We start from the raw sequence: 24,240 nt of genomic DNA on the forward strand, positions 1-24,240 counted from the left end.
GTCAGTTCCGATCCGTTCGCGGGAGGTCGCGTGCCAGGGATGCTTTGCGGCCATCGAGCGGGCCGCTGAAATAAGCTCCTGTTGTCCTTCCAAGCCACCCGGCGTCATTCGTTTTGGCACCTGCCAGGATGACGGCGCCAGTTCCTGGAGCAACATAGGGGAAGTAGCGCTTGAGGCTGTTGAGCGGCTTTTCGAAAAGCAGCCATGAGACCGAAGCCACGATGATGGTCGCCGCTCCCGCAACCAGGAATCGCCCCGGCCCTTGCTCAGAGACGTTGAACGGGATCCAGGGCTGGGACATGACCACGAGCGACAGGACGATGGGATGGTAGAGATAAACCCCGTAGCTGACGCGGCCGAGCGCCAGCAGCGGTGGCAGGTTGAGAAACTTCCCCCGATAACCGTCAATGCCGGAGGAACAGCTCGCAACGACCACGACCAGCGGCACGAGAGGCAGGACTTCCAAGAGCAGCCAGCGGCCCCATTCCTGCACGGAATTTGCCGGCGTCGGAGCAAACCACTGCAGGACGAAAAAGGCGGCCGCGAGCGCCGGCCAGCCAAATCGCAGCCACTGAGGCAAGACAGCGGTTCTGGTTCGGTAGACTGCAAGCAGCGCACCCGACGCCAGCGCGTCCATCGATGCTGGCGGAAGCAGGTCGCGCGCGAGGTCAGGACTTCCGGTGATCGGCCAATAAAAGCGATACGACAACGACAGCAGGATGACGCCGATACAGATCGACTGAAGACGCCGGAGCGGCGCCAGCAAAACGATCAATGGCCAGACGATATAGAACTGCTCCTCAATGCTCAGGCTCCAAAGATGGGCGAGGACCCAAGGCGTCCATTCGTTGCGCAGTGCAAACCAGAAATTCGACAGATAAAGCGCATGCCAGACCAGCGATCCCCTCGACTGCTCCAGGTCGACCAGCCAAACGAAAGCCAACACGGCAAAGTAGGGAGGGAATATACGCAGCGCCCGCCTGATGTAGAAGGATTTGAGTGCGGGTGCGGTTTCGAATTCAGCGGCCGCGCGCGCGTCCAGAAGAAGCCGCGTGATCAGAAAGCCGCTCAGTACGAAGAACAGTCGCACGCCGATGTGGCCCCAGAAGGAAGACCCTCCCGCCGCAAAGAAATGCGAATACATTACCATCGTCACGGCGATGGCCCTCAGCGCGTCCAATTGCGTCGCGCGTCTCATCGGCCGCTTCCGCCAGTTGGATGTCTCCGATGACATCGTTGCTGCGGGTCGCCGCTGCTCACTCTGCGGACATCGGCGCCAGCGCAATGCGGCTGATCGTTTTCGCTCAAAGCGCTGCGTCTCGCGCGGGCTGCGGAGGTTCGGGCGGAGCGACCAAATGGCTCTGCGCCATCCCCCGCCAGTGGGCCCACCAGATTGCAGATTGCCTAAACACCACGGAATCTCTTCACGCCATCGAATGCTCCAGCGCGACGATAGGAAAAAAATGCTGCGTCGCAACACAAAATGTTAACGCGTTTGAAATAGTCGCGTGAGGCACGGCCTGAGAAATGCGCGAAATCCGCCCGAATCTGGCTATTTTGACAGTTTTTGACCGAAGCTCGGACTTATTCACAGTTCATGTTGGCGCGGATGTGCTGCATTGCAGCATGATCGATCGATAATAGGGATGACGTAATACTCGCCTAGGAATATGAATACACCCGGTTTGATGCGCTCGCCTGGCTGGCGCGCCGTATGCACATTCCCCTCTATGCGACCTTCCAGGGCGGCGACCGCACATTGTCCTGGATCGAGGCGATCGCACGGCAGGCATCGCTTCGCGCTTGCAGCGGCCTGATCGTCGCATCGGCTGCTGAGCGCGAACGGCTCAGCAAAGCCTACCCGCGCATTGCACTCGACATGGCCAATATCGCCAACCCGATCGACGATGAGGAATGGAAAGCGATCGCGCGCCAGCAAGCGCGGAAGAGCCTCGGCTTGCGGAGCGAGACATTTGTCGTCGTCAATCACGGGCGCATCGACATTCGCCGGAAAGGACTCGATGTGCTGCTGAAAGCCTGGCCCTTGTTTTCCGCAGACGCATCATCGGAACTGGTGATCATCGGCTCAGGTCAGGATCGGAACGAATTTGCCGGGCCTTTGCGCGAAGCCGGACTGGCCAACGTGAAATGGCTTTCCGCCTATACCACGGATCGGTCGCTGATCCGGCGCTGGCTTTCGGCGGCAGATGCCTACGTCACCACGTCGCGCATCGAAGGCATGCCGGTAGCACCGCTGGAGGCGATGGCTTGCGGTCTGCCCGTCGTCGCTACCGACGCACAGGGGCTCCCCGACATTCTGGCAAACGGCGAAGCGTCGGGTGGGCTGATGGTGCGAAAGGACCAGCCGGAGGAAATCGCGCGCGCCCTGCAAAGACTGAAGGACAATCTGCACTTGCGGGAACGCCTCGGTCAGGCATCGCGAAAACGGATAGAGGAAAATTTCTCGCTTGCCGCAGTGGCCGCCGCTCTCGATTGTTTATTGACCAGGCGCTAGGGCTCTTCCGCAAAAAAAGATCGTCACAACCGGCGGCGATACCAGGCCAGCGCCGTTTCGACGATCCGGTCAATTCCGGATTGCTCAGGCATCCAGCCGAGTTCCCGGCTCGCCTTCCCGGCCGCGGCTACAAGCGCAGGCGGGTCACCCGCCCTGCGCGGACCGTAGGCTACGGGAAGGCGCGTTCCCGAAACCCGGCTCACCGCATCGACCAACTCGTTCACCGTCGTCCCGGTTCCGGTGCCGAGATTGTAGACGTGGACTCCCGGATCGCGCAGAAGCTTCTCCCCCGCCAGAACGTGCGCACGGGCGAGATCGCTGACGTGGACATAGTCCCGCACCGCGGTTCCGTCCCTTGTGTCGAAGTCGGTGCCATTAATGGTAAAAATCCGGCCCGACCTGACCGCCGCCTCGATGGCGAGCGGAATGACATGCGTTTCCGGTTCATGCCGCTCACCGACCTCGCCGTCCGGATCACATCCGGCCGCGTTGAAATACCGAAGCACAACCGCGTTGAGGCCATGGGCATCCGAAAGATTGTCCACCATTCGTTCTACAATGAATTTCGACCATCCATAGGGATTGATGGGCGACTGCGGATGCGTTTCGTCAATCGGGGAACGAATCGGAACGCCGTAAGACGCGCAGGTGCTCGACAAGATCAGCTTGTCGACGCCGATCTTCAGCATTTCCTCGAGCAAGACCAGCGTCCCAAAACTGTTGTTTCGGTAGTAGAGTTCCGGGCGCTCGACGGACTCGCCGACATAGGCGTAAGCGGCTAAATGCGCCACCACATCCGGCCGATACTGGTGCAGCGCTGCTGCCACCGCTACGCGATCGCAAATATCGCCCTCGACAAGCGGTCCCCATTTGACCGCATCGCGCCAGCCGCGCGAGAGGTTGTCATAGGCAATGACCGACCAACCGGATTCGGCGAATGCCTTGCAGCAGTGTGAGCCGATATAGCCCGCCCCGCCAGTGACCAAGACTGTTTTCATTCGGCTGCAGCGGACCGAGCATATCCCGACGAGACCAAGCCTTCGAAATAGGCAATAGTCGTGGCGAGACCGTCGCGCAATGCGATTTTTGGCTTCCAATTGAGCTCGCGCAAGGCGCACCCGATATCAGGCTGTCGCTGCCTTGGGTCATCGACGGGCAAAGGTAAAAACCTAATCTCGGATCGGCTTCCGGTAAGTTCGATCACGAGATTGGCGAGTTCGAGCATCGTGAATTCGACCGGGTTGCCGAGATTGATCGGGCCGGTAACATCGTCGGCCGTGTTCATCAGGCGAACCAGACCGTCGATGAGATCGTCGACGTAGCAAAATGAGCGTGTCTGCTCGCCGGTGCCGTACACGGTTATCGGCTTGTTTTGCAGTGCCTGCACGATGAAGTTGGAAATGACGCGGCCGTCGTCCGGACGCATCCTCGGACCGTAAGTGTTGAAGATGCGCGCTACCTTGATCCGCAGCCTGTCTTGCCGCCAATAGTCGAAAAACAGGGTTTCGGCACACCGCTTGCCTTCGTCGTAACAGGAACGGGGACCTATCGGGTTTACCCTGCCCCAATAGTCCTCGGTTTGCGGGTGAATCTCGGGATTTCCGTAGACTTCAGACGTGGACGCCTGAAGGATCTTTGCGCGAACCCGCTTGGCGAGTCCCAGCATATTGATCGCCCCATGGACGTTGGTCTTTGTCGTCTGGACCGGATCGAACTGATAGTGGACCGGGCTTGCCGGGCAAGCAAGGTTGTATATTTCATCAACTTCTACGTAGAGCGGAAATGTCACGTCGTGGCGAATGATCTCAAAGGATCTGTTGTCGAGCAAATGCGAGACGTTTCTCCGACTTCCTGTGAAGAAATTGTCGACGCATACAAGCTCGTGGCCTTCAGCAAGCAACCGCTCGCATAAGAACGATCCCAGAAAACCTGCGCCCCCCGTCACCAAGACTCGCTTTGCCTGCGGCATTTTTGGGATCCTCACGCCAGTTCTTCACGCAATCGAATGCGCAAAGCCCTGGGCGGAGGATAGGAAAAAAATGCTGCGCCGAAAACACAAAATGTTAACGGACCTGAAATAGTCGCGTGAGTGCGCGGCGCACGATCCATGAAAGCCCCTTTTGCCATTCTTTGACGGTTTTCGTCCGAACCTCAGCCTACCGGCAATCGACATTTGGAGGTGAATGCGCTGCGTTGCATCATGATCGTAATAAAGGGAGATGGATCCTGCACAGTCTTGACCCGGCTCCTATCGCTGCCGATGAACGCCTCGCAGCTTGGGGGTCAAAAGCTGACATAGCCGATGTCCACGTTCGACCCCCTGCGTCCTCTCTTCACCAACCCTACGCCGGTTGCAATTCCCTGCGCGGCAGCCGCGGGAAGGCGACCGCCACCGCCACCGCGCCGAGCCCTACAAGGGCCGAGCCGATGAACAGCCAGGAATAGCTGGCATAGGCATCGAACACCATGCCGCCGGCGAGCGGGCCGAAGGCCATGCCGATGCTGGACAGCATGGTGACGGCACCAAACACCGTGCCGAGGATGCGCTGGCCGAAATATTCGCGCGCCAGCACCGCATAGAGCGGCATCACGCCGCCATAGGTGGCGCCGAAGATGACGGCGAGCGTGTAGAATTGACCAAGCTCGCTGACCGCAAGATAGGCTGCGATGACCACGGACTGTATCGCCAGACCGGTAATCAGCACCGGCTTGACCCCCAGCCGGTCGGCAAGCACGCCGTATAGAAGCCTGCCGCCTAAGCCCGCCAGGCCCTCGATGCTGTAGATGCTGACCGCCGCCATCGGCGCTATGCCGCACAGCATGGCATAGCTGACCATGTGAAAGATCGGTCCGGAATGCGCCGCGCAGCAGGCAAAGAAGGTCAGTGCCAAAACGATGAATTGCGGCGAGCGCAGCGCCTGTGGAACCGACATGCCGGTATCGTTGGCGGCAATATCGGCGGCGGCGTCTTCAGCGGCAGGCTTGGGCGGCTGGCGCACCAGCAATGCGGCCGGCACCAGCAGCGCCCATGCCGCGACGCCGATGACGAACATGGCGGTGCGCCAGTCATAGGCCGTGATCAGCCATTGCGCGAAGGGCGAGATCGTCATCGGCGCCACGCCCATGCCCGCCGAGACCAGGGAAACGGCCAAGCTGCGATTGGTGTCGAACCAAGCGGCGGTCAGCGCGATCATCGGCGCGAAGAAGGCGCTTGCCGCGAGGCCGACGAGCACGCCATAGGTGATCTGGAAGACAAGCAGCGAGCCGGTGCGGCTGGCCAGCACCAGCGCCAGCCCGAGCAGCAACGCACCTGTCATCACCACGATGCGGGCGCCGTAGCGATCGTAAATGGCGCCCCAGGCGAAGCCGCCGAGGCCCATTACCAGGAAGTTCAGCGTCATAGCGCTCGATATGCCGGCGCGCGACCAATCTGTGTCGAGCGCCATCGGTTCGAGGAAGATCGCCAGCGAGAACATCGCCCCGAGGGCGACACAGGTCATCACAGCACCTGCCGCGACGATGACCCAACGATAGGAAAGGCTCATATTTTTCTCCCGAGATCGTTTGGACACGGCGCGACTTCTTTCAAGCTTCGTCACACCGCTTGCGTCCGAAGGACGATGACGACATTTCGAATCCTACAATCCGGTTGCATTTTTTATCCAGTCAGGAAATCGCGCCATTCAATTGCTCCATTGCATTGACCGTGCACCGTCCTGAGCTAGATTTCCAACCTGGCGATCAGGAGCTGTCAGGCATGGAACTTCATCGCGGCCGTCTCATCGACCACGTCCAGCTGGTGGTCAGGGATCTCAAGGCCAGCCGCCGCTTCTACGAGGCGGTTTTCAAGGTGCTCGATATTCCGATCGGCGGCAGCGCCGAGGATTATTTCTGGGCCGACGAGCTGTTCGTCTCCAGCATCGACAGCCGGGCGGCCAGCGGGCAACTGACGGGGCGCCACCACCTTGCCTTCCAGGCAAAGGACCGCGCGATGGTCGACGCCTTCTACAAGGCCGGCCTCGATGGCGGCGGCACGGACAATGGCGCACCCGGCGAGCGGCAGCACTACCATCCCGGCTACTATGCCGCCTTCCTGCTCGATCCCGACGGCAACAACATCGAGGCCGTCTTTCACGGGCCGGCCAACCGCAGCGCCGCTTCGGTGGAGATTACGTTTTAGCTCGATGACAGGTATTCTCGTTACGTCGCGCCGCGCCAACGCTTAATATTCAACTTCAACGCAGCGACGCTCAAAGGCTACCGCATGGCCATCGACGAAGCGCCGCTGTCTTTGCCACGGAGCTCCCGCCCTATCGCGTCAGCACCGCCATCCGGCCCGCCAGGAACTCAACGAACCGCCGGGCGCGGACCGGTAGCTGTCGCCCATACGCATGGACGATGTGCACCGGCATAGTCGGCATCGCGACCTCGGGTAGAATGCGGACCAGACGGCCGGTGTCGAGATCGTCCTGCACGGCAAACTGCATCAGATGCGCGATGCCGGCTCCGGCCAGCGCCGCTTGCCGGATGGCGCCGCCGTCGTCCGTATCGAGCCGCCCGTTCGGCACGATCACCGCGCCGTCGGCGAAGGTGACCGGATAAGGCCGCCCGGCCATCTGATAGCGGACGGAGTCGTGGCTCTGCAACGCCTCGACCGATGCCGGCCGGCCGCGCCGTTCGACATAGGCCGGCGAGGCCACCAGCACGATCGGCAGATTGGCGATTTTGCGCGCGATGAGCCCGGTGTCCGACAGCGTCCCCATGCGCACCGCTACATCATAACCTTCGCGGATCAGGTCGGCGTGACGGTCGGTGACGCTGAGCTCGAGTTTCAGTTCGCCGTGCTGCGCCAGGAATGCTTGTGCCCATGAGGCAATCAGGCCGCGCCCGAGTTCGACGGATGCCGTGACGCGCAGCAGGCCGCGCGCGGTATCCGCCATCTGGACGATGTCCTCGGCATCGTCCAGCGCTCTGAGCAAAGGCGCGACCCGCTCGTAATAGGCGAGGCCTTCGCTGGTCAGTGCCAGCCGGCGCGTCGAGCGCTGGATCAGCCGCACGCCCAGCCGCCGCTCGAGCCGCGCCACGCTCTTCGACACCGCCGACGGGCTGGAGCCGACCAGCCGGCTGGCGGCATGGAACGAGCCGGCATCGACCGTGCGCACGAAGGCGACGAGACCGGCGGTCCTTTCGAGGATGGTGGTCATTCAAGAATTCCAGGCACGAAAGAACCGATCGAGGTGACCCTAAATACGCTATCCGATCACCATTAAATACCGCTCATCATCGACAAAGGAGAGATTGATGAGCAAGCTGAACGGCAAGGTCGCCATCGTCACCGGCGCCTCCAAGGGTATCGGCGCCGGCATCGCCAAGGGTCTTGCGGCGGCCGGTGCCGCCGTGGTCGTCAACTATGCCTCGTCGAGGGAAGGTGCGGACCGCGTCGTTGCCGAGATCAAGGACGCAGGCGGCCGAGCCGTTGCCGTCCATGGCGACGTGTCGCAAGTGGCCGACGTGCGCCGCCTGTTCGAGGCCGCCAAATCGTCGTTCGGCGCGGTGGACATCCTGGTCAACAATGCCGGCGTCTTCGCATTCGAGCCGCTGGAAGCGGTGACCGAGGCCGAATTCCACCGTGAGTTCGACACCAATGTGCTGGGCACCATCCTGACCATCCGGGAAGCGGTGAACCATTTCGGCGCCGGAGGCGGCAGCGTCATCAACATCAGCTCGGTCGCCAGCCTCAACCCGCAGCCGAACTCGCTGGTCTACGCCGCCACCAAGGGCGCAGTGGATTCGATCACGCTCTCCATGTCGAGAGAGCTCGGCGCCCGCAACATCCGCGTCAACGCCATCGCGCCTGGCGGCGTCGACACCGAGGGCCTGCAGCGGATCGGCATCGTCGGCAGCGAGTTCGAGAAGCAGGTCATCGCCATGACCCCGCTCGGCCGCTTCGGCCAGCCCGACGACATCGCCCGCATCGCGGTGTTCCTCGCCTCCGACGACGCATCCTGGCTGAGCGGCGAGCGCATCACCGCCTCGGGCGGTTGGAGATAGGCGTAGAGCGCGCGGACCTGCCGTTTCACGGACCATCCCACCCAGCGTGACGTCGATAAAACCCTGCAATCGATGACGAGAGCGATCTGAGCCCTATGTTGCGGCGATGGAGGAGCGCCGTGCGGTATCGATGACGGCGAGAAGCCAGGGAGACAACGGATGACGGACGACGAAAGAGCAATCCGAAAGCTGGTCGAGACGTGGATGGATGCGAGCAAGCGTGGAGACACCGCGACCGTCCTCGGCTTGATGACGGACGACGCGATCTTCATGGTTCCCGGCCGGGAGCCCTTCGACAAGGAGATCTTCGCGGCAGCCGCGCAGGAGATGGCCGGCGTTCATGTCGACGGCACGAACGAGATCGTTGAACTACAGCTTCTTGGCAACTGGGCCTTCATGCGCGGTCGTATCGATATGACCGCAACGCCGCCGAACGGGAAGCCGGTGCGTCAATCGGGATATACGCTGACGCTCCTGCGCAAGGAGGCTGATGGTGCGTGGCGGCTGGCCCGCGATGCGAACCTGCTGACCGCGCAAGGCTAGAGCCGGTCTCCGGCATCTCTGCACCGGAAGGCGCGCCAGGGAGCGACAGGATGGCGAAGATGCGTGCAGGTCGTCCTGAACAGCGTTCCCCTCCTCCACTGATCACACCGGCAAGAGGGCGTTCGGCTCGACATCGGCGATGGAGGCGAGGGTGTGCGTTTCGCGCACGCCGGGCAGTGGCAGGATGACCCGCTGCAGGAAATCCTTGAACACCGCCATATCGGCGATCCGCGCCTTCACCAGATAATCGAAACCGCCAACCACCATATGGCACTCCAGAACCTCCGGAGCCTTCGCCACGGCTTCGGCGAAACGGTCAAAGACATGCCGCGCCGTGTGGTCAAGCCGGACCTCGATGAACACCAGCGTTCCCCGGCCGCCCTTGCGCGGATCGAGCACCGCCCTGACCGCGGTGATGAACCCGTCGCGGAACAGGCGCTTCACCCGCTGGCTGGCTCCGGTCGGCGACAGCCGACACGCCCGGCAAGATCAAGCGTCGTCCGGCGCCCATCCTCCTGCAGCAGCCGGAGCAGGCTGCGGTCTATCTGGTCGAGGTCGTCCATCTTCACAATCCACTCTATCTCAGGGATTTGTGTGCTGATTTCACGCAGAGATATCAAAATCAACGTATTTCATCACATAAAACCTCGCAATAGCCTGCGCTTCCCTCACCCACTCAAAGCAAACGTGGTGAGCCGATTTCGACAAACAAAAGGAGTGCAAGATGACCAAGGAAGCGTTCAGCCCAGCCGGCAGGAGTGCGGCGGAAATCAGCAAGGGAGCGACCGAGATCCTGGTGCTGAGCGAAGTCGACGTGATGGCGTGCATCGATCTCAGCCAGCTTCTCGATGTTCTGGAAGACGGCTTCAAGGCGCTGTCACAAGGCAAGGTCGTCAATCCACCCCGACCACAGCTCAACATCCCAGGGGCCGGCTACAGCCTCGCCATGCCGGCCTGGATGGAGGGCATGAACCTGACCGTCAAGGTCGTCAACGTCTTCGAAGGCAATTTGGCCAAGAACCTGCCCAGCCACCTCGCCACCATCAGCCTGTTCGATCCGCTGTCCGGCCTGCCGGTCTGCATCATGGACGGCACCTTCATAACCGCGGTGCGAACCTCCGGCTCCGCCGTGCTGTCGGTGCGCGCGCTCGCGCGCCGGGACGCGAGGATAGCGACAGTGGTCGGCGCCGGCGTGCAGGCCAACCAGCACCTGCATCTGTTGCCGCTGGTGCGCGACTTTGCCGAAATCCGGGTCGCTTCGAAGAGCTTCGACGATGCGGCAGCGCTTGCCCGGCTGCATCCGTCGGTGGTGGCGGTCGCCGACCTCGAGGCGGCAGTGCGCAGTTCCGACGTGGTGTGCCTGGCGACGCATTCCTACGAGCCGGTGATCGAGGCAGACTGGGTTCGGCCGGGCACGCACGTCTCGTCGGTCGGGGTGGCACCACCCGGCGGTGAACTGCCGATCGAGCTCATCGGCAAATCCAGTCTTTTTGTCGAGACCAGGGATGCGTTCGAACCGACCCCGGTCGGTTCTTGCGAGCTTGCCGGCTTCGACCCGGATTTCGGCACTGAGCTTGGCGCCATGCTGCTCGACCGCGCGCCGGGCCGTGTTTCGGATCAACAGATCACCACCTACAAGGCGATGGGCATTGCCATGGAAGACATGGTCGCCGCCGATCTCGCCTATCGTTGCGCCAAGCGTCTGCGCAAGGGAAAGCTCATCGTGCTGTAGGCGTGCCGCGAGCCAGGCGGGATCGACGTTGCTGACAATGGCGCTTTCGCGGAAGCGGCCGGGCTAAAGGGCGGTCCCTCAGGCCGGCACACGCTTCAGCGCCTGCGCCATGCAGTGGATGCCGCCGCCGGTCTTCGAGACCTCGCTCATGTCGACCGCCGCCACTTCGAAGCCGCGCGCCTTGAGCTGGCCGATCAGCGTCTGGCTGGATGTCGGCGCGATCACCCGGTCCTTGCCCAGCGACATGAAGTTGCAGCCGAGCGCCATCGTGTCCTGGAAGGGCACGTCGATGATCTCGTGGCCCTTGCCCTTCAGCCAGTCGACGATGCCCGGCTCGGTGCAGGCGAGGCAGACGGCGGTCAGTTTCTCGGCGATCGGCACCACCATCAGATCGATATGGACATAATATTCGTCTATGAAGGCGATGCGGGTTTCCCAGCCCTCCTTGTCGAACCAGGCCTGGACCTGGCGAGCGCCCTCCTCCTGGGTGCGTGCGCCGCCGCAGCCGATCAGCACCACGCCGTCCTCGATGACGTTGAAGTCGCCGCCCTCGAAAGTGCCCGCCGTGACCATGTCGTAGATCGGAATGCCGAGCTTCTCATAGGTGCGGATCGCCGCATAGTTCTCGCCGCGCCGCCACCATTGGGACATCGCGGTGATGATGGCGCCATACGGCGTCATGACGCTGGAATCGCGCGAATAGACCTGCATCGGCAGCTCCGGCGTCGGCTCGTGCCAGTGGATGTTGACGCCGAAATGCTCGTAAGCGGCGACCAGGTCCTTGTGCTGCGCCTGCGCAATCTGGACGTTGCACGGCGCCTCGCGCAAATGCTTGCGCGATAGCGAGCTGGTCGAGAGATGCCGCAGGAAATTCGGCGAACCGAGCAGCACGTCGGTCAGGACGTCGGTCTCGTTGGCAAAGCCCCAGGCGGTCAATGGCTTGGTGCCGCCGGCCGGGTTGCGGCGCTGCAATGAAAACGGTTCTGCTACGATGCGGTCATGGACGGTCATGGGATTTCTCCTGGCTTCGAGTGATCACGCGGCTTGATTGCTTGGTATCCACCATTCCCGTCCGCGCGGGGTGGTGACATATTCCGGCCAGCGGAAATGGATCGGCGGTTCGTAGTCGCAGAGCGGCGCCAGCCAATTGCTGCCACCAATGCCGCCGCCGGTGCGGGCGACGAATTCGTCCATCGCCGCGTCGCGGGCCGCCTTGTCTTCCAGCAGGCGAAGGGCTGCCAACGCAATCGTCTTCGACGCGCAGGCAACCATCGGATCGATGGTGGCGGAAATGCCGCCCAGCGCATTCATCGCCCAGGACGGGTAGGCGTGGCCACTCTCGCAACGCAGCGCCGGTCGGGCGACATAGAACCGCGCCGTCGGCGTCTGCCACGACATGTCGGTGTAATCGTCGGAGGTCGAATTCAGCTGCGACGGCGGCAGGTCGCGGCGCAGCAACGCCTCCGCCTCCTCAGGCGCAATCAGCTGCTCCAACTCGGCGATGAACGGCTCGTCGGTCGCCGCGCCGCCGGCATTGACCTGGATTTCGCGGGCGATCGCCTTGGCCGCCTCGTCCCAGCGCGGTGGCCCGACGGTCGACAGCGCGTCATAGACGATGCCTGACATTGCGTGATTGGCTAGCCCCGGCCGCGACTTCGATACCCAGTGCCGCTCATGGCGGCAGCCGCTCATCTTAGCGGCGGCTTCCGCATTGCGGTCGAGCACGGCGGTCACCTGCTCAGCCATCGCCAAGGTCGGCACGCGGATCATGTACTGGATCTCGGCCAGACCCGCCGGCAGATTGTCGGCGGTCGCCTGTCCTGCCGTCAGGATCGCCTCGCTGATCGACCAGCCGCCCTGATGCGGCAGCATGGAATCGCGCAGCGCCTTGGACGCCATGTACATCATCATGAGCGCGTCATTGGCGCCGGGAGCCCTGATCGCCGAATGCGCCTGCGGGATTGGCGCGCCATCGCTTGCGCGAACCCAATTTTCGGGTTCGTCGCACACAAAGCGGTAGATCATCGCATAGGCCGCACCGCAATGCGTATCCCAGCGCGCGGTGTTGCAGAGCGGCAGCATGTAAAAGGGATGGAAGGAAATCATGCCGGCGAGGCCATCGTAGTAGCCCTTTGCCGCGTGGATCGGCTTCGATCCTCGCACTTTCTCTGCCGGCTCGCCGGTGAAGCGCAGCATGCCCGATATGCCGTGCCGCTGCATCGCCGCCTTGGTCGCCAAAAGCCCGCCCAGGCTGGCAATGCCGAGCCCGGAATGCGGATCGGTGTGGCCTCCGGCCTGTTCGCCAAGGCCCGGACGCGGTCGCTTCACGGTCGCCGCATCCTGGCAATTGCCCGGCACCGCGTCATACTCGGCATACATGCCGATGGTCGGCCCGGCGCCGTTGGTCCAGTGGGCGCAAAAGGCGGTCGGCATCCCGCCGGAGCCTTCCTCGACCGAAAAGCCCTCGTGCTTCAGACGCTCGACATACCAGGCGGCCGACTGGTATTCGCGCCAGGCGGTCTCGCCGAAATCGAAGATCGTCCGCGTCCATGCCGACAGCGACGGCTGGATGTCGTCCAGACAGGCAAGCGCGGTCGCTTGAGCCGAGTTCGTCACCGGATCCTCCATCGGTCAAAGAAAGCAGTGAAGCGCCTCGCCAAAAAGTGATATGTTTTCCCGGCTCATGCAAATTCGGTTCACCTCTTGAGGATTCCCTCGACGCAGGCGCTGCGCGCCCTCGACAGTTTCGCCCGCCACGGCAGCGTCTGGCGCGCCGCCGACGAACTGCATCTGACCCGCAGCGCGGTCAGCCACCAATTGCGGCTGCTCGAACGCGAACTCGGCTTCGACCTGCTCGAGCGCATCGGCAAGGGCGTGGCGCTGACGCCGCGCGGCCAGCGTTACGCCAGTGACGTGCGCAAGGCGCTGACGGTGCTCGGCGATGCGGTAACGCGCCATGCCGGCACCGGCGTCGGCGGCTCGTTCAGCGTCAGTTGCACGCCGGGCTTCGCCTCGCTGTTCCTGTGCACGCACATCGGCGAATTCCGGCAGATGTACCCCGATGTCGCGCTGCGCATCCTGACGCCGCGGCGGCTGGACGACGTCAGCAATGCCGAGGCCGACGCCTTCATCGCCTTCGGCGTCGGCAACTGGCCGAACCGGGCGGTCGAGCTGTTGTGCGAGATCTCGTTCACGCCGCTGTGCAGCCCGACGCTGCTCAACAAGATCGGCGGGTTTTCCAGGCCGGCCGACGTGCTGCGCGCCAATCTCCTGCATCTCGGCGACACCGAGGACTGGGCGCGCTGGCTGGCGCTGTCGAAGGTCGAGAATCCCGACACCGAGGGCGGCATCTTCTTTTCCGACATGAACCTGGTCTTTTCGGCCGCCATCGCCGGCCAGGGCATCGCCATGGGCGACGAACTGACCAGCCGCCGGGCGCTGAGCGAAGGCCGGCTGGTGCGCCCCTTCGACATCGCAATCAGTTCGCCACGCTCGTATTTTCTCGTTTCCGAGCATGCCAAGGCGGCGCATCCGGTGCTGGAGGCGTTCGGGAGGTGGCTGAGGTCGAAACTGTCGGAGATTAGCTAATCTCCCTCTCGAGGGGGATGTCGCCGAAGGCGACAGAGGGGGTCGCCGCGCGTGAAGCCCCGCCTCCATCTGCAGCAGCAGGCCGAGCCCAGTCGGACCGACCCCCTCTGGCCGCTTTGCGGCCATCTCCCCCTTCGAGGGGGGAGATTGGCGCCATAGATGAATCAAATTTGCCGGTCAGGCGAAAACTATTCGGTTGCGGTGAGCCGCCGCCCTGCCTACGATTTCGATCAGCATTGAGGACAAGGCAGGATGCAGCAACCCGGCCGTGCCGCAGAGATCAAGGCAATCGGGATCGGCAAGAGCTTCGGCTCGTTCCGTGCGCTGGACGATCTGACGCTCGATATCGGCCGCGGTGAGTTCCTGACCCTGCTCGGGCCGTCGGGTTCGGGTAAGACCACCTTCCTGATGATCCTTGCCGGTTTCGTGCAGCCGACCGACGGCCGCCTTTACAGCGACGGCGTCGATATCACCGAGCGGCCGGCCGAGCAGCGTGCCGCCGGCATGGTGTTCCAAGGCTATGCCCTGTTCCCGCATATGAGCGTCGAGGCCAACATCGCCTTCCCGCTCAAGGTGCGCAAGAAGTCGGCGGCCGAGATCAAGCGTCGCGTCAGTGAGATGGTCGAGCGCGTCGGGCTGAAGGGCCACGAGAAGAAACTGCCGTCGCAATTGTCCGGCGGCCAGCAGCAGCGCGTGGCGCTGGCCCGCGCCCTGGTTTTCGAGCCGGGTGTGCTTTTGCTCGACGAGCCGTTCTCCGCGCTCGATAAGGGCCTGCGCGGCCAGATGCAGGCCGAGATGAAGCGGCTGCACCAGGAAACCGGCACCACCTTCGTCTTCGTCACCCATGACCAGAGCGAGGCGCTGGCGCTGTCGTCGCGCGTCGCCATCTTCAACCACGGCAAGTTGCTGCAGGTCGGGGCGCCTGACGAGGTCTACGACCGGCCGGCCAACCGCTTCGTCGCCGAGTTCCTCGGCGAGATCAACATGCTGCCGCTGAAGAGCGTTCGCAACGCCGACAACGGCGCCACCGGCCTGTGCGAAGACCGCACCATCACCCTGCGCGGCAATCCAAGCGCCGTAGGCAGCAACGCCATCCTGGCGATCCGGCCCGAATACATGTCGATCGCCCCCGAAGCGACAGCCGGCGAGAACGGCATCGCCGCGACTGCGGTCGCCTCGACCTATCTCGGCGCTGCGACGCGGCTCGATCTCACGACGCGCCAAGGTGCCAAGGTGACGGTCTCGGTGCCGAACGAGGTCGCCGCTTCGGCACTCAGCAAGGGCAATTCCGTATGGCTGACATGGCCTGCGGAGAAAGGTTTCCTCCTTCCGGACGGAGGACAATGACGATCGGCGTGGCGAAGCTGAAATTCGCCAGGCTGGCTTTCGGGAAATATCAACGACAAAAAGGGGAACTGACATGACAAACAATTCAGAGATGAGCGAAACCAGGAAACACGCCATCGAGACACTGTCCGCCAGGGCGGTGCGCGGCGAGATCTCGCGCCGGCAGTTCACGCAGCTGGCTGCGCTCGTGCTGGCCGGCACGCCGATGCTGCTGCGCTCGACCGGCGCCTTCGCGCAAGCCAAGGAACTGGTGCTGGTCAACTGGGGCGGCGACGCCATCACCGCCTATGACGCGGCCTATGGCCAGGCGTTCACCAAGGAGACCGGCATCACCGTCAAGATGGACGGCTCCGGCCCGACCGAGGGCGCGATTGCTGCGCAGTTCAAGAGCGGCGCCCCGACCTGGGACCTGGTCGACGTCGATCCGTTCTCGGCGATCACGCTTGGTGCGCAAGGCATGCTCGAGCCGATCGACTATTCGATCGTCGACAAGAAGAAGATGCGCGAGGGCTTCGGCTGGGAACACGCGGCCTCGACCTATTTCTTCTCCTATGTCATCGCCTACGATTCCGAGAAATTCGGCAGCCAGGCACCGACCGGCATGGCGGATTTCTTCGACGTGACCAAATTCCCCGGCAAGCGCTCGCTCTACAAATGGGGCGTGTCGAGTTGGGAAGCGGCACTGCTCGCCGACGGCATCGCGCCGGCATCGCTCTACCCGCTCGACCTCAAGCGCGCGCACGACAAGATCGCCGCCTTCAAGGAAAACGTCGTGGCCTATTGGGGCGGCGGCGCCGAAAGCCAGAGCGTGCTGCTCGACGGCGAGGCTTCGATGGCTATCGTCTGGTCGACGCGAGCCTCGCTGATCGAGCAGGATTCCGGCGGCAAGATCAAGTTCATCTGGGACCAGGGCCTGATCTCGCCCGGCGCGCTCGCCGTGCTCAAGGGCAATCCCGGCGGCAAGGACGCGGCGATGAAGTTCATCGCCAGCGCCCAGGATCCGGAAAAACAGCTGATCATGTTCGACAAGCTCGGCCAGGGTCCGGCCAATCCGGCCACCGACGCGCTGATCCCCGCCGACAAGAAGCGCATCAACCCGGTCGACCCCGAAAACATGAAGAAGCAGATCCCGCTCGACATGGAGTGGTACGCCAAGAATTACGGGGCCGCACTCGACGAATACACGAAGATCATCTCCGCCTGATAGACCGGGATAACCGGAGCCGAGATGAAAGCATATCTCTCCGACAGGATGGGCGCGGCGCTGTTGATGGCGCCGCTGCTGCTGTTCCTTGGCGCCGCCTACGCCTGGCCATTCTTCGGCGTCGTCAATTGGAGCTTCACCCTGCCCGAGCCGGGGCTCGGGCAATATGGCACGCTGCTTAGCGACCCGCTGGTGCAGTCGGTGTTTGTCCGCACGCTGCGCATCGCTGCGATCGTCACGATTGTTTCGGTTGCCGCCGCCTACGCCATCACCGTGGTGTGGGTGCGCGGCACGCCGGCGCAGCGGGTGATCGCCGAATTCTGCATCCTGGTGCCGTTCTGGATCTCGGTGCTGACGCGCGCCTTCGGCTGGGTGGCGCTGCTTTCCAATCGCGGCCTGTTCAACACCTGGCTGCAAGCGATCGGCTTCATCTCGGAACCGCTGACGCTGGTGCGCAACGAATTCGGCGTCATCGTCGGCATGACGCATTTCCTCATTCCCTTCGCCGTGTTTCCGCTGGCGTCTTCGATGCGCAGCCTCGACGACCGCGTGCTGCTGGCGGCGCGCGGGCTCGGCTCCAGCCGCATGCGCACCTTCTGGTCGGTGTTCGTGCCGATGACCCGCTCCGGCATCATCGGCTCGGCGCTCATCGTCTTCGTGTTTTCGCTCGGCTTCTTCGTGACGCCGGCGATCCTCGGCGGCGGCCGCAGCGTGATGATCGCCGAGCTGATCTATCTGCGCATCTTCCAGAGCCCGGACTGGGGCCTGGGGGCGGCGATCAGCGTCGTACTGGTGCTGTTCGTCGGCGCACTGATGGCGCTGGTGTTCCGTTATGTCAGGCCTAGGCAGCTGATCTGATGCCGACCTACCGCCCCGGCCCCGTCTCGCTGATCCTCGCCGCCCTGGTGGCGCTGTTCCTGTTGTTGCCGCTGCTTGCCGTCATTCCGGTGTCGCTGACGCCCACCCGCATGCTGGCGATGCCGTCCGGCGCATTGTCGCTGCGCCACTACCGGGCGCTGATCGAGGATCCGCGCTGGATCAATTCGATCCTGCTCTCGATCAGGATCGGCGTCGTCAGCAGCGCCTTTTCCACCGTGCTGGCGCTGTGCTTCAGCCTCGGTGTGTGGATGTTCCAGCCGCGCTTCACCGCCGCGCTGGTCGGCTTCGTGCTGCTACCGATGGTGGTGCCGCCGGTGGTCTCGGCGATCACGCTCTACTTCCTGCTGACCTCGATCTCCGGCGTCTCTTCGTTCTTCGGCTACGACACCTGGCTCGGTGTCGCCATGGCGCATGCGGTGATGACGGTGCCCTTCGCAACGGTGCTGATCCTGGTGTCGCTCAGCCAGCTCGACCGGCGCATCGACCTTGCCGCGCGCGGTCTCGGCGCCACCGTGTGGGAGCGGGCCACCCGCATCATCATGCCCAACATCAAATTCGGCATCGTCACTGCCGCCCTGCTGTCCTTCGTGCTGTCCTGGGAAGAGATCGGCGTCACCCTGTTCATCACCTCGGTCAACGCCATCACGCTGCCCAGGCTGATGTGGATGGGCCTGCGCGACAACATCGACCCGGCGATCGCCGCCCTCTCGGTGATCCTGATCATCATCACGGTGCTGGTGCTGGCGGCGCGCAGTGCCGTGGTCAGGCTGCGCGGGGGGCAGTGAGGCGACCGAAGCTTGGAAAAACCGATCAAGTCAAAGGTTGGCAATCCTTCGCGCCCCCCTCTGTCCTGCCCTCTTTGCCACCATTTGGCATCTCCCCCACTTGGGGGGAGATTGGCCGTACATCTCCGCTTTCGCCAATCACTACCGCCGAAGAAAGGAGCCGTCGCCGAAGCTGCCGATCTCCCCCCAAGTGGGCGAGATTGCCGGCAGGCCAGAGGGGGCGCTGTCCCGCCAACTGTCGAGCGGATATGCGCTCCGCTTCGGGCGACGGTCTTCTACCCCATGGCGTGGCGGATCGACTTGGACAGACGGCTCAGGAATGCCGGTCTAGACGATGCGTCGAGCTTCCACGACAGCACCGCCGTCGCCATTTTCCGCGGCAACACCCCGACCGACAGGAACCAGGCGGCAAGGACGGCGCGCCGGCGCAGGGACGCGGTCATTTCGAGGCTGGCGACGGCGCCCGCCGCCCCAAGCGCCAGCCGGGAATCATTGGCCACGGGGTGCCGGCGCCTGTCCGCGCACAGCGACGCCAGCCGCTCTTCCAGATGGACCGGATCGTGGCGGACAGCCTCCGACGGCACAATCGTCAAGCCGATCCCGGAAGCCTGGTCCGACAGCGCCTGCATGCGGCGGAAATCGTGGGTTACCCGCCAGCGTGCCCGTTCGGCGAGCTTTTCACCGAACACCGAATGGTTGGCGCCGTGGATCCGGTAGGCGCCGACGCATTCGTCGATGGACTGGACGTGTCCGTACATGGGCGCCAGCGTTACAAGGTAGCCATCGGCGCCCTGGCGGAACTCCGCCTCCGGTATAGGCATGATCGATTCGAGGGTTGTGCGATCAAAGGCCAGCCCGCTGGTCACAGTCGTCTGATAGCGGCCCTTGTGCAGGAGTTTCGGCATGACGTCACCGCTGTCGAAGGGCAGTTCGGGCGGCGGAAAGACGTCCTTGATGCTTTGTCGTTCATCGACGATATGCAGCCTGGACTGCACCTGGGCCGTTGCCGCATCCCAGGTGTCGACGATCGTCGAGACGGCGGTTGGATAAAGATAGTCGTCGGCGTCGAGGAACAGGACGATCTTGCCCGAGCTTGCCGCGAACCCGGTGTTGAACGCCGCCGCATGCCCGCCATTTTGCGCGCGCGGGCACGCGAGGATCCTTTCCCCATATGATCCCATGATTGTCGTGGAATTGTCCTGCGAGGCATCATCGACGACGATGACTTCGACATCCGCGTAGTCCTGCTCGAGGGCGCTATCGATGCTGCGTTTGAGGAAACGCGCGTAATTGTAGTTCGGAATGATGATGGATACCGGAATCCTCGGGACAGACTGCATCGCATTTGACCTCGCATCTTGCTTTGGTTTCAGCAAACCCGCGCGCGGGCCTGGTTCCTCTTCAAGCGCGTCCCACGAAATTCCTGGGAGAAGGCTCGCGCCTTTCGTCAGGACGGGTCACGTCTGTTGCTTTGCGACTTCATTTTGAGGCCGCTATTGCCTTCAAGAGCTGCCGCCGAGATCATGGTCGACGGCAGCAAGGGCTCCGACGGTTCGGCTCGGATGACACGACAACCGAGCCTGGCGGAAAGGCTTTGGGTCGCGATCAGGTCGGGACCGAAGCGGACAGGCACTTTGAAGGCATGGCGGATACTGACCCGCAAATGCGGCTGGAGCAAGCCCCAGGCCAAGACCAAAGGCTCACAAGCCTGTTACGTCTCAGGCGGCATGCAGCGTTGGAATGGCGCTGACATCCACTTCGCGCTCCGCGTGCCAGGCATCATAAGCGGCCTGCACCGGAGCCAGATCGCGGCGCCGTCGCCGAACATCTTTCCAAGGCGGGCGGCGACGGCCGGCGACACCGGCTTCTTCTCGCGGATGATGTCGTAAAGCTGCTGGCGCGAGATTCCGAGCAGATTGGCGATTTCCACCCTGGTCTTTCCGGTTGCCGGGATAATGTCGTCGAGCAGCGCTCCAGGGTGGGAGGGGCAGCGGTCCATCGGACGCGTCGGCTCATACACGCTCATACCCGATTTCTCCAATCTATTGCGCGGCAACCGGCAGGATACGACCTGCGACGATCGCCTTACAAGGCCGATCGTCTTTCCCGGAGCCGGCGAACCGGCTCCGGGCCGTATGGTGGCAGGCCTGAACAGTCACGCAGCCTGCAGCCCCGGCAGCGACAGATCGGCTTCTTCAGGCAAGTCGCCGGCCATCGCGGCAGCGAACCTGGTCTGGTCGAGTTCCCCTTCCCAGCGCGCCACGACCACGGTCGCTACCGCATTGCCGATGAAGTTGGTCAGCGCCCGGCATTCCGACATGAAGCGGTCGACGCCGAGGATCAGCGCCATGCCGGCGACCGGCACTGCAGGCACGACCGAGAGCGTCGCGGCCAGCGTGATGAAGCCGGCGCCGGTGATGCCGGCGGCGCCCTTGGAACTTAGCATGGCGACGGCGAGCAGCAGGATCTGGTCGCCGAGGGTGAGCGGCGTGTCGGTCGCCTGGGCAATGAACAGCGCGGCCAGCGTCATGTAGATATTGGTGCCGTCGAGGTTGAAGGAATAGCCGGTTGGAACGACTAGCCCGACCACCGAGCGGTTGCAGCCGGCGCGCTCCATCTTGGCCATCAGGCCCGGCAGTGCCGCTTCCGAGGACGAGGTGCCGAGCACCAGCAGCAACTCTTCCTTGACGTAGCGGATCAGCGCCAGGATCGAGAAGCCGTTGTAGCGGGCGACCGCGCCCAGCACCACCAGCACGAACAACAGCGATGTCAGGTAGAATGTGCCGATCAGCATGGCGAGGTTGGCGATCGAGCCGATGCCGTATTTGCCGATGGTGAAGGCCATGGCGCCGAAAGCGCCGATCGGCGCGGCCTTCATCAGGATGGCGACGAGGCGGAAGATCGGCGTGGTCAATGCCTGCAGGAAATCGACGACCGGGCGGCCGCGATCGCCGACCGCGGCAAGAGCGAGCCCGAACAGCACCGAAAAGAACAGCACCTGCAGGATGTCGCCCTTTGCGAAAGCGCCGGTGATCGTGTCGGGGATGATGTTCATCAGGAAACCGACGATGCTGGTGTCGTGCGCTTTTTCGGTGTAGGTCGCCACCTTTGTGGCATCGAGCGTGGCCGGATCGATATGCATGCCGGCGCCCGGCTGGACGACGTTCGAGACGACGAGGCCGACGACAAGCGCCAGCGTCGAGAATGCCAGGAAGTAGATCATCGCCTTGCCGGCGACGCGGCCCACCTTCTGCAGGTCGGAAACGCCGGCGATGCCGGTCGCCACCGTCAGGAAGATCACCGGTGCGATCACCATCTTCACCAGCTTGATGAAGGCGTCGCCGAACGGCTTCATCGCTTCGCCGGTTTCGGGATAGAAGTGGCCGAGCAGCACGCCGGCGGCGATCGCCGCCAGCACCTGCACATAGAGATGCCGGTAGAACGGAAGTTTGCCGCGCGGCGCGGCGGCAGCGAATGCTGTCTGCATGACGTCCTCCATTGTGCTCCGATCGAAAGCTCGACCTCCCGGAGCGTTTGCATTTGACCCCCAGCAGCCTCGTGACCGCTGAAGTCGTGTTTGCAACTGCCGTGCCAAGTGCGCGGAAAAGAGCCTATCGGCTTTGATTTTATTGAGTATTCCGGAACTGGCAGTTCGTTTCGCACACACACAAAGTGCGGATGTTCGCATGGCCGAATTGTGCTTTGTGCGAATTCATGCACAAATGGGCGATGCTGCAACGCCCCGCCGCTGCCTTGCCTTCGACGTCCGAGCAACTCGGCAGGCGAGCGCGCCGTGCCTGGCTGCTGTTTGCGGCCATCGCCCTTGCGACGGCCACGGCCGCACTTTACGGCGCCGGTCTCTATGGCCGTACCACGGAGCTCAGGGGACTGGCGGCGCAGGGCCGCACCGACGCCAATCTGAAGGTCGCGCTATTGCGCGCCGTTCTGGAAAGCCCGCGCGCCCTGCCCCTGCTTTTGTCGGAAGACCAGCAGGTGCGCGACGCGCTGGCGCAGAAAAGTGCTGCTGCAATCGATGTGCTGAATCGCAAGCTTGAAGGGCTGGTCTCCGGCACCAAGGCCTCAGTACTCTATGTCATCGGCACCGACGGGCTGGCGATCGCCTCCAGCAACTGGCGCGACCCGATCAGCTTTGTCGGCAACGACTACCGGTTCCGCGACTATTTCTCCGCGGCGATGCAATCCGGAACCGCCGAATATTTCGCGCTCGGCAATGTCAGCAAACGCCCAGGCCTCTACATCTCGCGCCGCGTCGGCGATGCTGCCGCAGCGCTGGGCGTCGTCGTCGTCAAGGCGGAGTTCGATCAGCTCGAGGCCGACTGGCACGAGGTGAACCGCCCGGCCTATGTCAGCGACGAGCGTGGTATCGTTCTGATCACCAGCGTGCGGTCCTGGCGCTTCATGACGACGGCGCCGCTTGCCGGGTCTGATCTTGCCGCCATCCAGAACAGCCAGCAGTTCGGTGATGCACCGCTGATGCCGTTGCCGATCACGCGCCCGCAGGCGCTCAGCCCGGACACATCCATCGTCCACGCGGTGACGCCCGGCGGCAGCGACGCGGAATATCTTCGGCTTTCAGCCCCGGTTGCTTCGACCCCCTGGCGGCTCGACTATCTCGTTCCGGCCGAGGCGCCGATCGCCGCCGCGGCCCGTGAAATGCGGCTCCTTACGCTTGGCGTCTTGGTCCCGTTGCTCGGCCTTGCTGCGTATCTGTTGTGGCGCCGGCAGTCGGGACAAATGCGGATCGCCGCCGAACAGGCGGCGCGCACCGAACTCGAGCGCCGCGTCGTCGAACGAACCGAGGATCTGAGCCGTGCCCGCGATCGGCTGCAGGCCGAGATATCAGACCATCGCAGCACGGAAGCCAAGCTGCAGGTGGTGCAGCAGGATCTGGTCCAGGCCAACCGCCTCGCCATCCTCGGCCAGGTCGCCGCCGGCGTCGCCCATGAGATCAACCAGCCGGTTGCCACCATACGCGCCTATGCCGACAACGCCCGCGTCTTCCTCGACAGGAAGCAGACCGCGCCCGCCGAGGAAAACCTCGGCGCCATCGCAGCATTGACCGAGCGCATCGGCACCATCACCGAAGAATTGAAGGCCTTTGCCCGCAAGGGCCGCACCGCCGCTGAGCCTGTCGCATTGCGCGGTGTCATCGAGGGCGCCGTCGTGCTGTTGAGAAGCCGCTTTGCCGGCCGGCTCGACGCACTGGCGATCGACCTGCCACCGCCGAGCCTCAAGGTCATGGGCAACCGGGTCCGGCTCGAACAGGTGCTGATCAACCTCTTCCAGAACGCGCTTGAAGCGCTGGACGGCCGCAACGACGCTCATGTGCGGGTTTCGGTCGAGGAGACCGCGGACGGCGTGACGGTCGGCGTGTCCGATAACGGACCTGGCATTCCGCCAGGGATTCTCAAATCGCTGTTCACGCCGTTCAATACATCCAAGGAAAAAGGCCTCGGTCTTGGCCTTGTCATCTCGAAGGATATCGTCGCCGACTACGGCGGACGCATCGAGGTTTCGAGCGACGGCAGCGGCACCCGCTTCGCCATCCATCTCTTGAAAGCAGCATAGTGGCCAA

At 63.3% G+C, this 24,240-nt stretch carries 20 protein-coding genes and 2 pseudogenes; 11 read left to right on the top strand and 11 right to left on the bottom strand.

Annotated elements, in window-relative coordinates; translation table 11 throughout:
* Nucleotide 1: 1 nt before the first annotated feature.
* A complete protein-coding gene (locus AC0L2C_RS26145; RefSeq protein ID WP_473524796.1) occupies nt 2-1,198 on the bottom strand; it encodes an acyltransferase family protein in 1,197 nt (398 codons plus the stop codon).
* A 516-nt stretch (nt 1,199-1,714) separates the two neighbouring features.
* Here AC0L2C_RS26145 and AC0L2C_RS26150 point away from each other — a divergent pair.
* Nucleotides 1,715-2,515: a glycosyltransferase family 4 protein gene (locus AC0L2C_RS26150; protein ID WP_287321690.1), complete on the top strand. Its 801-nt coding sequence runs from the start codon at nt 1,715-1,717 to the stop codon at nt 2,513-2,515.
* Nucleotides 2,516-2,538: 23 nt separating this feature from the next.
* Here AC0L2C_RS26150 and galE read toward each other — a convergent pair whose 3' ends face one another.
* The 3 genes from galE to AC0L2C_RS26165 form a co-directional block, all read right to left on the bottom strand.
* Entirely contained in the window at nt 2,539-3,513 is a 975-nt protein-coding gene (gene galE / locus AC0L2C_RS26155; RefSeq protein WP_473524778.1) for a UDP-glucose 4-epimerase GalE, read from the bottom strand.
* Entirely contained in the window at nt 3,510-4,484 is a 975-nt protein-coding gene (locus AC0L2C_RS26160) for a UDP-glucuronic acid decarboxylase family protein (protein WP_287291997.1), read from the bottom strand. Before AC0L2C_RS26160 ends, galE begins: the two co-directional genes overlap by 4 nt.
* Nucleotides 4,485-4,857: 373 nt before the next feature.
* Nucleotides 4,858-6,060, bottom strand: coding sequence for an MFS transporter (locus tag AC0L2C_RS26165; RefSeq protein ID WP_287238587.1), 1,203 nt, complete (start codon nt 6,058-6,060; stop codon nt 4,858-4,860).
* 203 nt (nt 6,061-6,263) lie between these two features.
* Between AC0L2C_RS26165 and AC0L2C_RS26170 the strand changes: the two genes are divergently transcribed.
* Nucleotides 6,264-6,695, top strand: a complete 432-nt coding sequence (locus AC0L2C_RS26170; RefSeq protein WP_128173130.1) for a VOC family protein — start codon at nt 6,264-6,266, stop codon at nt 6,693-6,695.
* A 130-nt stretch (nt 6,696-6,825) separates the two neighbouring features.
* On the opposite strand, the gene AC0L2C_RS26175 is transcribed toward AC0L2C_RS26170, so the two are convergent.
* A complete protein-coding gene (locus tag AC0L2C_RS26175) occupies nt 6,826-7,719 on the bottom strand; it encodes a LysR family transcriptional regulator (RefSeq protein WP_473524779.1) in 894 nt (297 codons plus the stop codon).
* Nucleotides 7,720-7,816: 97 nt separating this feature from the next.
* Here AC0L2C_RS26175 and AC0L2C_RS26180 point away from each other — a divergent pair, with 97 nt between their 5' ends.
* Both AC0L2C_RS26180 and AC0L2C_RS26185 read left to right on the top strand, forming a co-directional pair.
* On the top strand, nt 7,817-8,566 hold the full coding sequence (locus AC0L2C_RS26180; RefSeq protein WP_473524780.1) for an SDR family NAD(P)-dependent oxidoreductase: 750 nt from the start codon (nt 7,817-7,819) through the stop codon (nt 8,564-8,566).
* Between the two features lie 159 nt (nt 8,567-8,725).
* Nucleotides 8,726-9,109: a YybH family protein gene (locus tag AC0L2C_RS26185; RefSeq protein ID WP_287324228.1), complete on the top strand. Its 384-nt coding sequence runs from the start codon at nt 8,726-8,728 to the stop codon at nt 9,107-9,109.
* Between the two features lie 102 nt (nt 9,110-9,211).
* On the opposite strand, the pseudogene AC0L2C_RS26190 reads toward AC0L2C_RS26185, so the two are convergent.
* Nucleotides 9,212-9,672 (bottom strand): annotated as a pseudogene (locus AC0L2C_RS26190) (Lrp/AsnC family transcriptional regulator).
* Nucleotides 9,673-9,833: 161 nt separating this feature from the next.
* Between AC0L2C_RS26190 and AC0L2C_RS26195 the strand changes: the two are divergent.
* Nucleotides 9,834-10,841, top strand: a complete 1,008-nt coding sequence (locus AC0L2C_RS26195) for an ornithine cyclodeaminase family protein (protein WP_473524781.1) — start codon at nt 9,834-9,836, stop codon at nt 10,839-10,841.
* 78 nt (nt 10,842-10,919) lie between these two features.
* Here the strand turns inward: AC0L2C_RS26195 and AC0L2C_RS26200 are convergent, their stop codons facing one another.
* Both AC0L2C_RS26200 and AC0L2C_RS26205 read right to left on the bottom strand, forming a co-directional pair.
* Nucleotides 10,920-11,852: a dimethylarginine dimethylaminohydrolase family protein gene (locus AC0L2C_RS26200; protein WP_128246919.1), complete on the bottom strand. Its 933-nt coding sequence runs from the start codon at nt 11,850-11,852 to the stop codon at nt 10,920-10,922.
* A 24-nt stretch (nt 11,853-11,876) separates the two neighbouring features.
* The gene (locus AC0L2C_RS26205) at nt 11,877-13,469 is read right to left on the bottom strand and encodes a zinc-binding metallopeptidase family protein (RefSeq protein ID WP_473524782.1); all 1,593 of its coding nucleotides are present in this window, start codon (nt 13,467-13,469) and stop codon (nt 11,877-11,879) included.
* Nucleotides 13,470-13,544: 75 nt separating this feature from the next.
* Between AC0L2C_RS26205 and AC0L2C_RS26210 the strand changes: the two genes are divergently transcribed.
* The 5 genes from AC0L2C_RS26210 (at nt 13,545) to AC0L2C_RS26230 (ending at nt 18,644) form a co-directional block, all read left to right on the top strand.
* The gene (locus tag AC0L2C_RS26210) at nt 13,545-14,429 is read left to right on the top strand and encodes a LysR substrate-binding domain-containing protein (protein ID WP_473524783.1); all 885 of its coding nucleotides are present in this window, start codon (nt 13,545-13,547) and stop codon (nt 14,427-14,429) included.
* A 252-nt stretch (nt 14,430-14,681) separates the two neighbouring features.
* Complete coding sequence (locus AC0L2C_RS26215) at nt 14,682-15,776, top strand: ABC transporter ATP-binding protein (RefSeq protein WP_473524784.1); 1,095 nt, start codon at nt 14,682-14,684, stop codon at nt 15,774-15,776.
* A gap of 91 nt (nt 15,777-15,867) precedes the next feature.
* Complete coding sequence (locus AC0L2C_RS26220; RefSeq protein ID WP_077383444.1) at nt 15,868-16,980, top strand: ABC transporter substrate-binding protein; 1,113 nt, start codon at nt 15,868-15,870, stop codon at nt 16,978-16,980.
* 24 nt (nt 16,981-17,004) lie between these two features.
* Nucleotides 17,005-17,838, top strand: coding sequence for an ABC transporter permease (locus AC0L2C_RS26225; RefSeq protein ID WP_287285560.1), 834 nt, complete (start codon nt 17,005-17,007; stop codon nt 17,836-17,838).
* Nucleotides 17,838-18,644, top strand: a complete 807-nt coding sequence (locus AC0L2C_RS26230) for an ABC transporter permease (protein WP_473524785.1) — start codon at nt 17,838-17,840, stop codon at nt 18,642-18,644. The genes AC0L2C_RS26225 and AC0L2C_RS26230 overlap by 1 nt, the downstream gene beginning before the upstream one ends.
* Nucleotides 18,645-18,919: 275 nt before the next feature.
* On the opposite strand, the gene AC0L2C_RS26235 is transcribed toward AC0L2C_RS26230, so the two are convergent.
* The 3 genes and pseudogenes from AC0L2C_RS26235 to AC0L2C_RS26245 form a co-directional block, all read right to left on the bottom strand.
* Nucleotides 18,920-19,984 carry a glycosyltransferase family 2 protein gene (locus AC0L2C_RS26235; protein WP_473524786.1) on the bottom strand — a complete coding sequence of 355 codons (1,065 nt, stop codon included), beginning with the start codon at nt 19,982-19,984 and terminating at the stop codon, nt 18,920-18,922.
* Between the two features lie 378 nt (nt 19,985-20,362).
* Nucleotides 20,363-20,670, bottom strand: a pseudogene (locus AC0L2C_RS26240) (HigA family addiction module antitoxin).
* A 129-nt stretch (nt 20,671-20,799) separates the two neighbouring features.
* Complete coding sequence (locus AC0L2C_RS26245; RefSeq protein ID WP_027155097.1) at nt 20,800-22,131, bottom strand: dicarboxylate/amino acid:cation symporter; 1,332 nt, start codon at nt 22,129-22,131, stop codon at nt 20,800-20,802.
* A 242-nt stretch (nt 22,132-22,373) separates the two neighbouring features.
* Between AC0L2C_RS26245 and AC0L2C_RS26250 the strand changes: the two genes are divergently transcribed.
* The gene (locus AC0L2C_RS26250; protein ID WP_473524787.1) at nt 22,374-24,233 is read left to right on the top strand and encodes a sensor histidine kinase; all 1,860 of its coding nucleotides are present in this window, start codon (nt 22,374-22,376) and stop codon (nt 24,231-24,233) included.
* Nucleotides 24,234-24,240 lie beyond the last annotated feature (7 nt).

The organism is Mesorhizobium sp. WSM4845 (assembly GCF_055811455.1).

Bases quoted from the DNA above. Each gene is read 5' to 3' on its own strand.
- AC0L2C_RS26225 (WP_287285560.1), top strand. From the start codon at position 17,005: ATGAAAGCATATCTCTCCGACAGGATGGGCGCGGCGCTGTTGATGGCG.
- AC0L2C_RS26160 (WP_287291997.1), bottom strand. From the start codon at position 4,484: ATGCCGCAGGCAAAGCGAGTCTTGGTGACGGGGGGCGCAGGTTTTCTG.
- AC0L2C_RS26205 (WP_473524782.1), bottom strand. From the start codon at position 13,469: ATGGAGGATCCGGTGACGAACTCGGCTCAAGCGACCGCGCTTGCCTGT.
- AC0L2C_RS26195 (WP_473524781.1), top strand. From the start codon at position 9,834: ATGACCAAGGAAGCGTTCAGCCCAGCCGGCAGGAGTGCGGCGGAAATC.
- AC0L2C_RS26235 (WP_473524786.1), bottom strand. From the start codon at position 19,984: ATGCAGTCTGTCCCGAGGATTCCGGTATCCATCATCATTCCGAACTAC.
- AC0L2C_RS26150 (WP_287321690.1), top strand. From the start codon at position 1,715: ATGCACATTCCCCTCTATGCGACCTTCCAGGGCGGCGACCGCACATTG.
- AC0L2C_RS26250 (WP_473524787.1), top strand. From the start codon at position 22,374: ATGCTGCAACGCCCCGCCGCTGCCTTGCCTTCGACGTCCGAGCAACTC.
- AC0L2C_RS26175 (WP_473524779.1), bottom strand. From the start codon at position 7,719: ATGACCACCATCCTCGAAAGGACCGCCGGTCTCGTCGCCTTCGTGCGC.
- AC0L2C_RS26200 (WP_128246919.1), bottom strand. From the start codon at position 11,852: ATGACCGTCCATGACCGCATCGTAGCAGAACCGTTTTCATTGCAGCGC.
- AC0L2C_RS26230 (WP_473524785.1), top strand. From the start codon at position 17,838: ATGCCGACCTACCGCCCCGGCCCCGTCTCGCTGATCCTCGCCGCCCTG.
- AC0L2C_RS26245 (WP_027155097.1), bottom strand. From the start codon at position 22,131: ATGCAGACAGCATTCGCTGCCGCCGCGCCGCGCGGCAAACTTCCGTTC.
- AC0L2C_RS26145 (WP_473524796.1), bottom strand. From the start codon at position 1,198: ATGAGACGCGCGACGCAATTGGACGCGCTGAGGGCCATCGCCGTGACG.
- galE (WP_473524778.1), bottom strand. From the start codon at position 3,513: ATGAAAACAGTCTTGGTCACTGGCGGGGCGGGCTATATCGGCTCACAC.
- AC0L2C_RS26165 (WP_287238587.1), bottom strand. From the start codon at position 6,060: ATGAGCCTTTCCTATCGTTGGGTCATCGTCGCGGCAGGTGCTGTGATG.
- AC0L2C_RS26180 (WP_473524780.1), top strand. From the start codon at position 7,817: ATGAGCAAGCTGAACGGCAAGGTCGCCATCGTCACCGGCGCCTCCAAG.
- AC0L2C_RS26220 (WP_077383444.1), top strand. From the start codon at position 15,868: ATGAGCGAAACCAGGAAACACGCCATCGAGACACTGTCCGCCAGGGCG.
- AC0L2C_RS26185 (WP_287324228.1), top strand. From the start codon at position 8,726: ATGACGGACGACGAAAGAGCAATCCGAAAGCTGGTCGAGACGTGGATG.
- AC0L2C_RS26215 (WP_473524784.1), top strand. From the start codon at position 14,682: ATGCAGCAACCCGGCCGTGCCGCAGAGATCAAGGCAATCGGGATCGGC.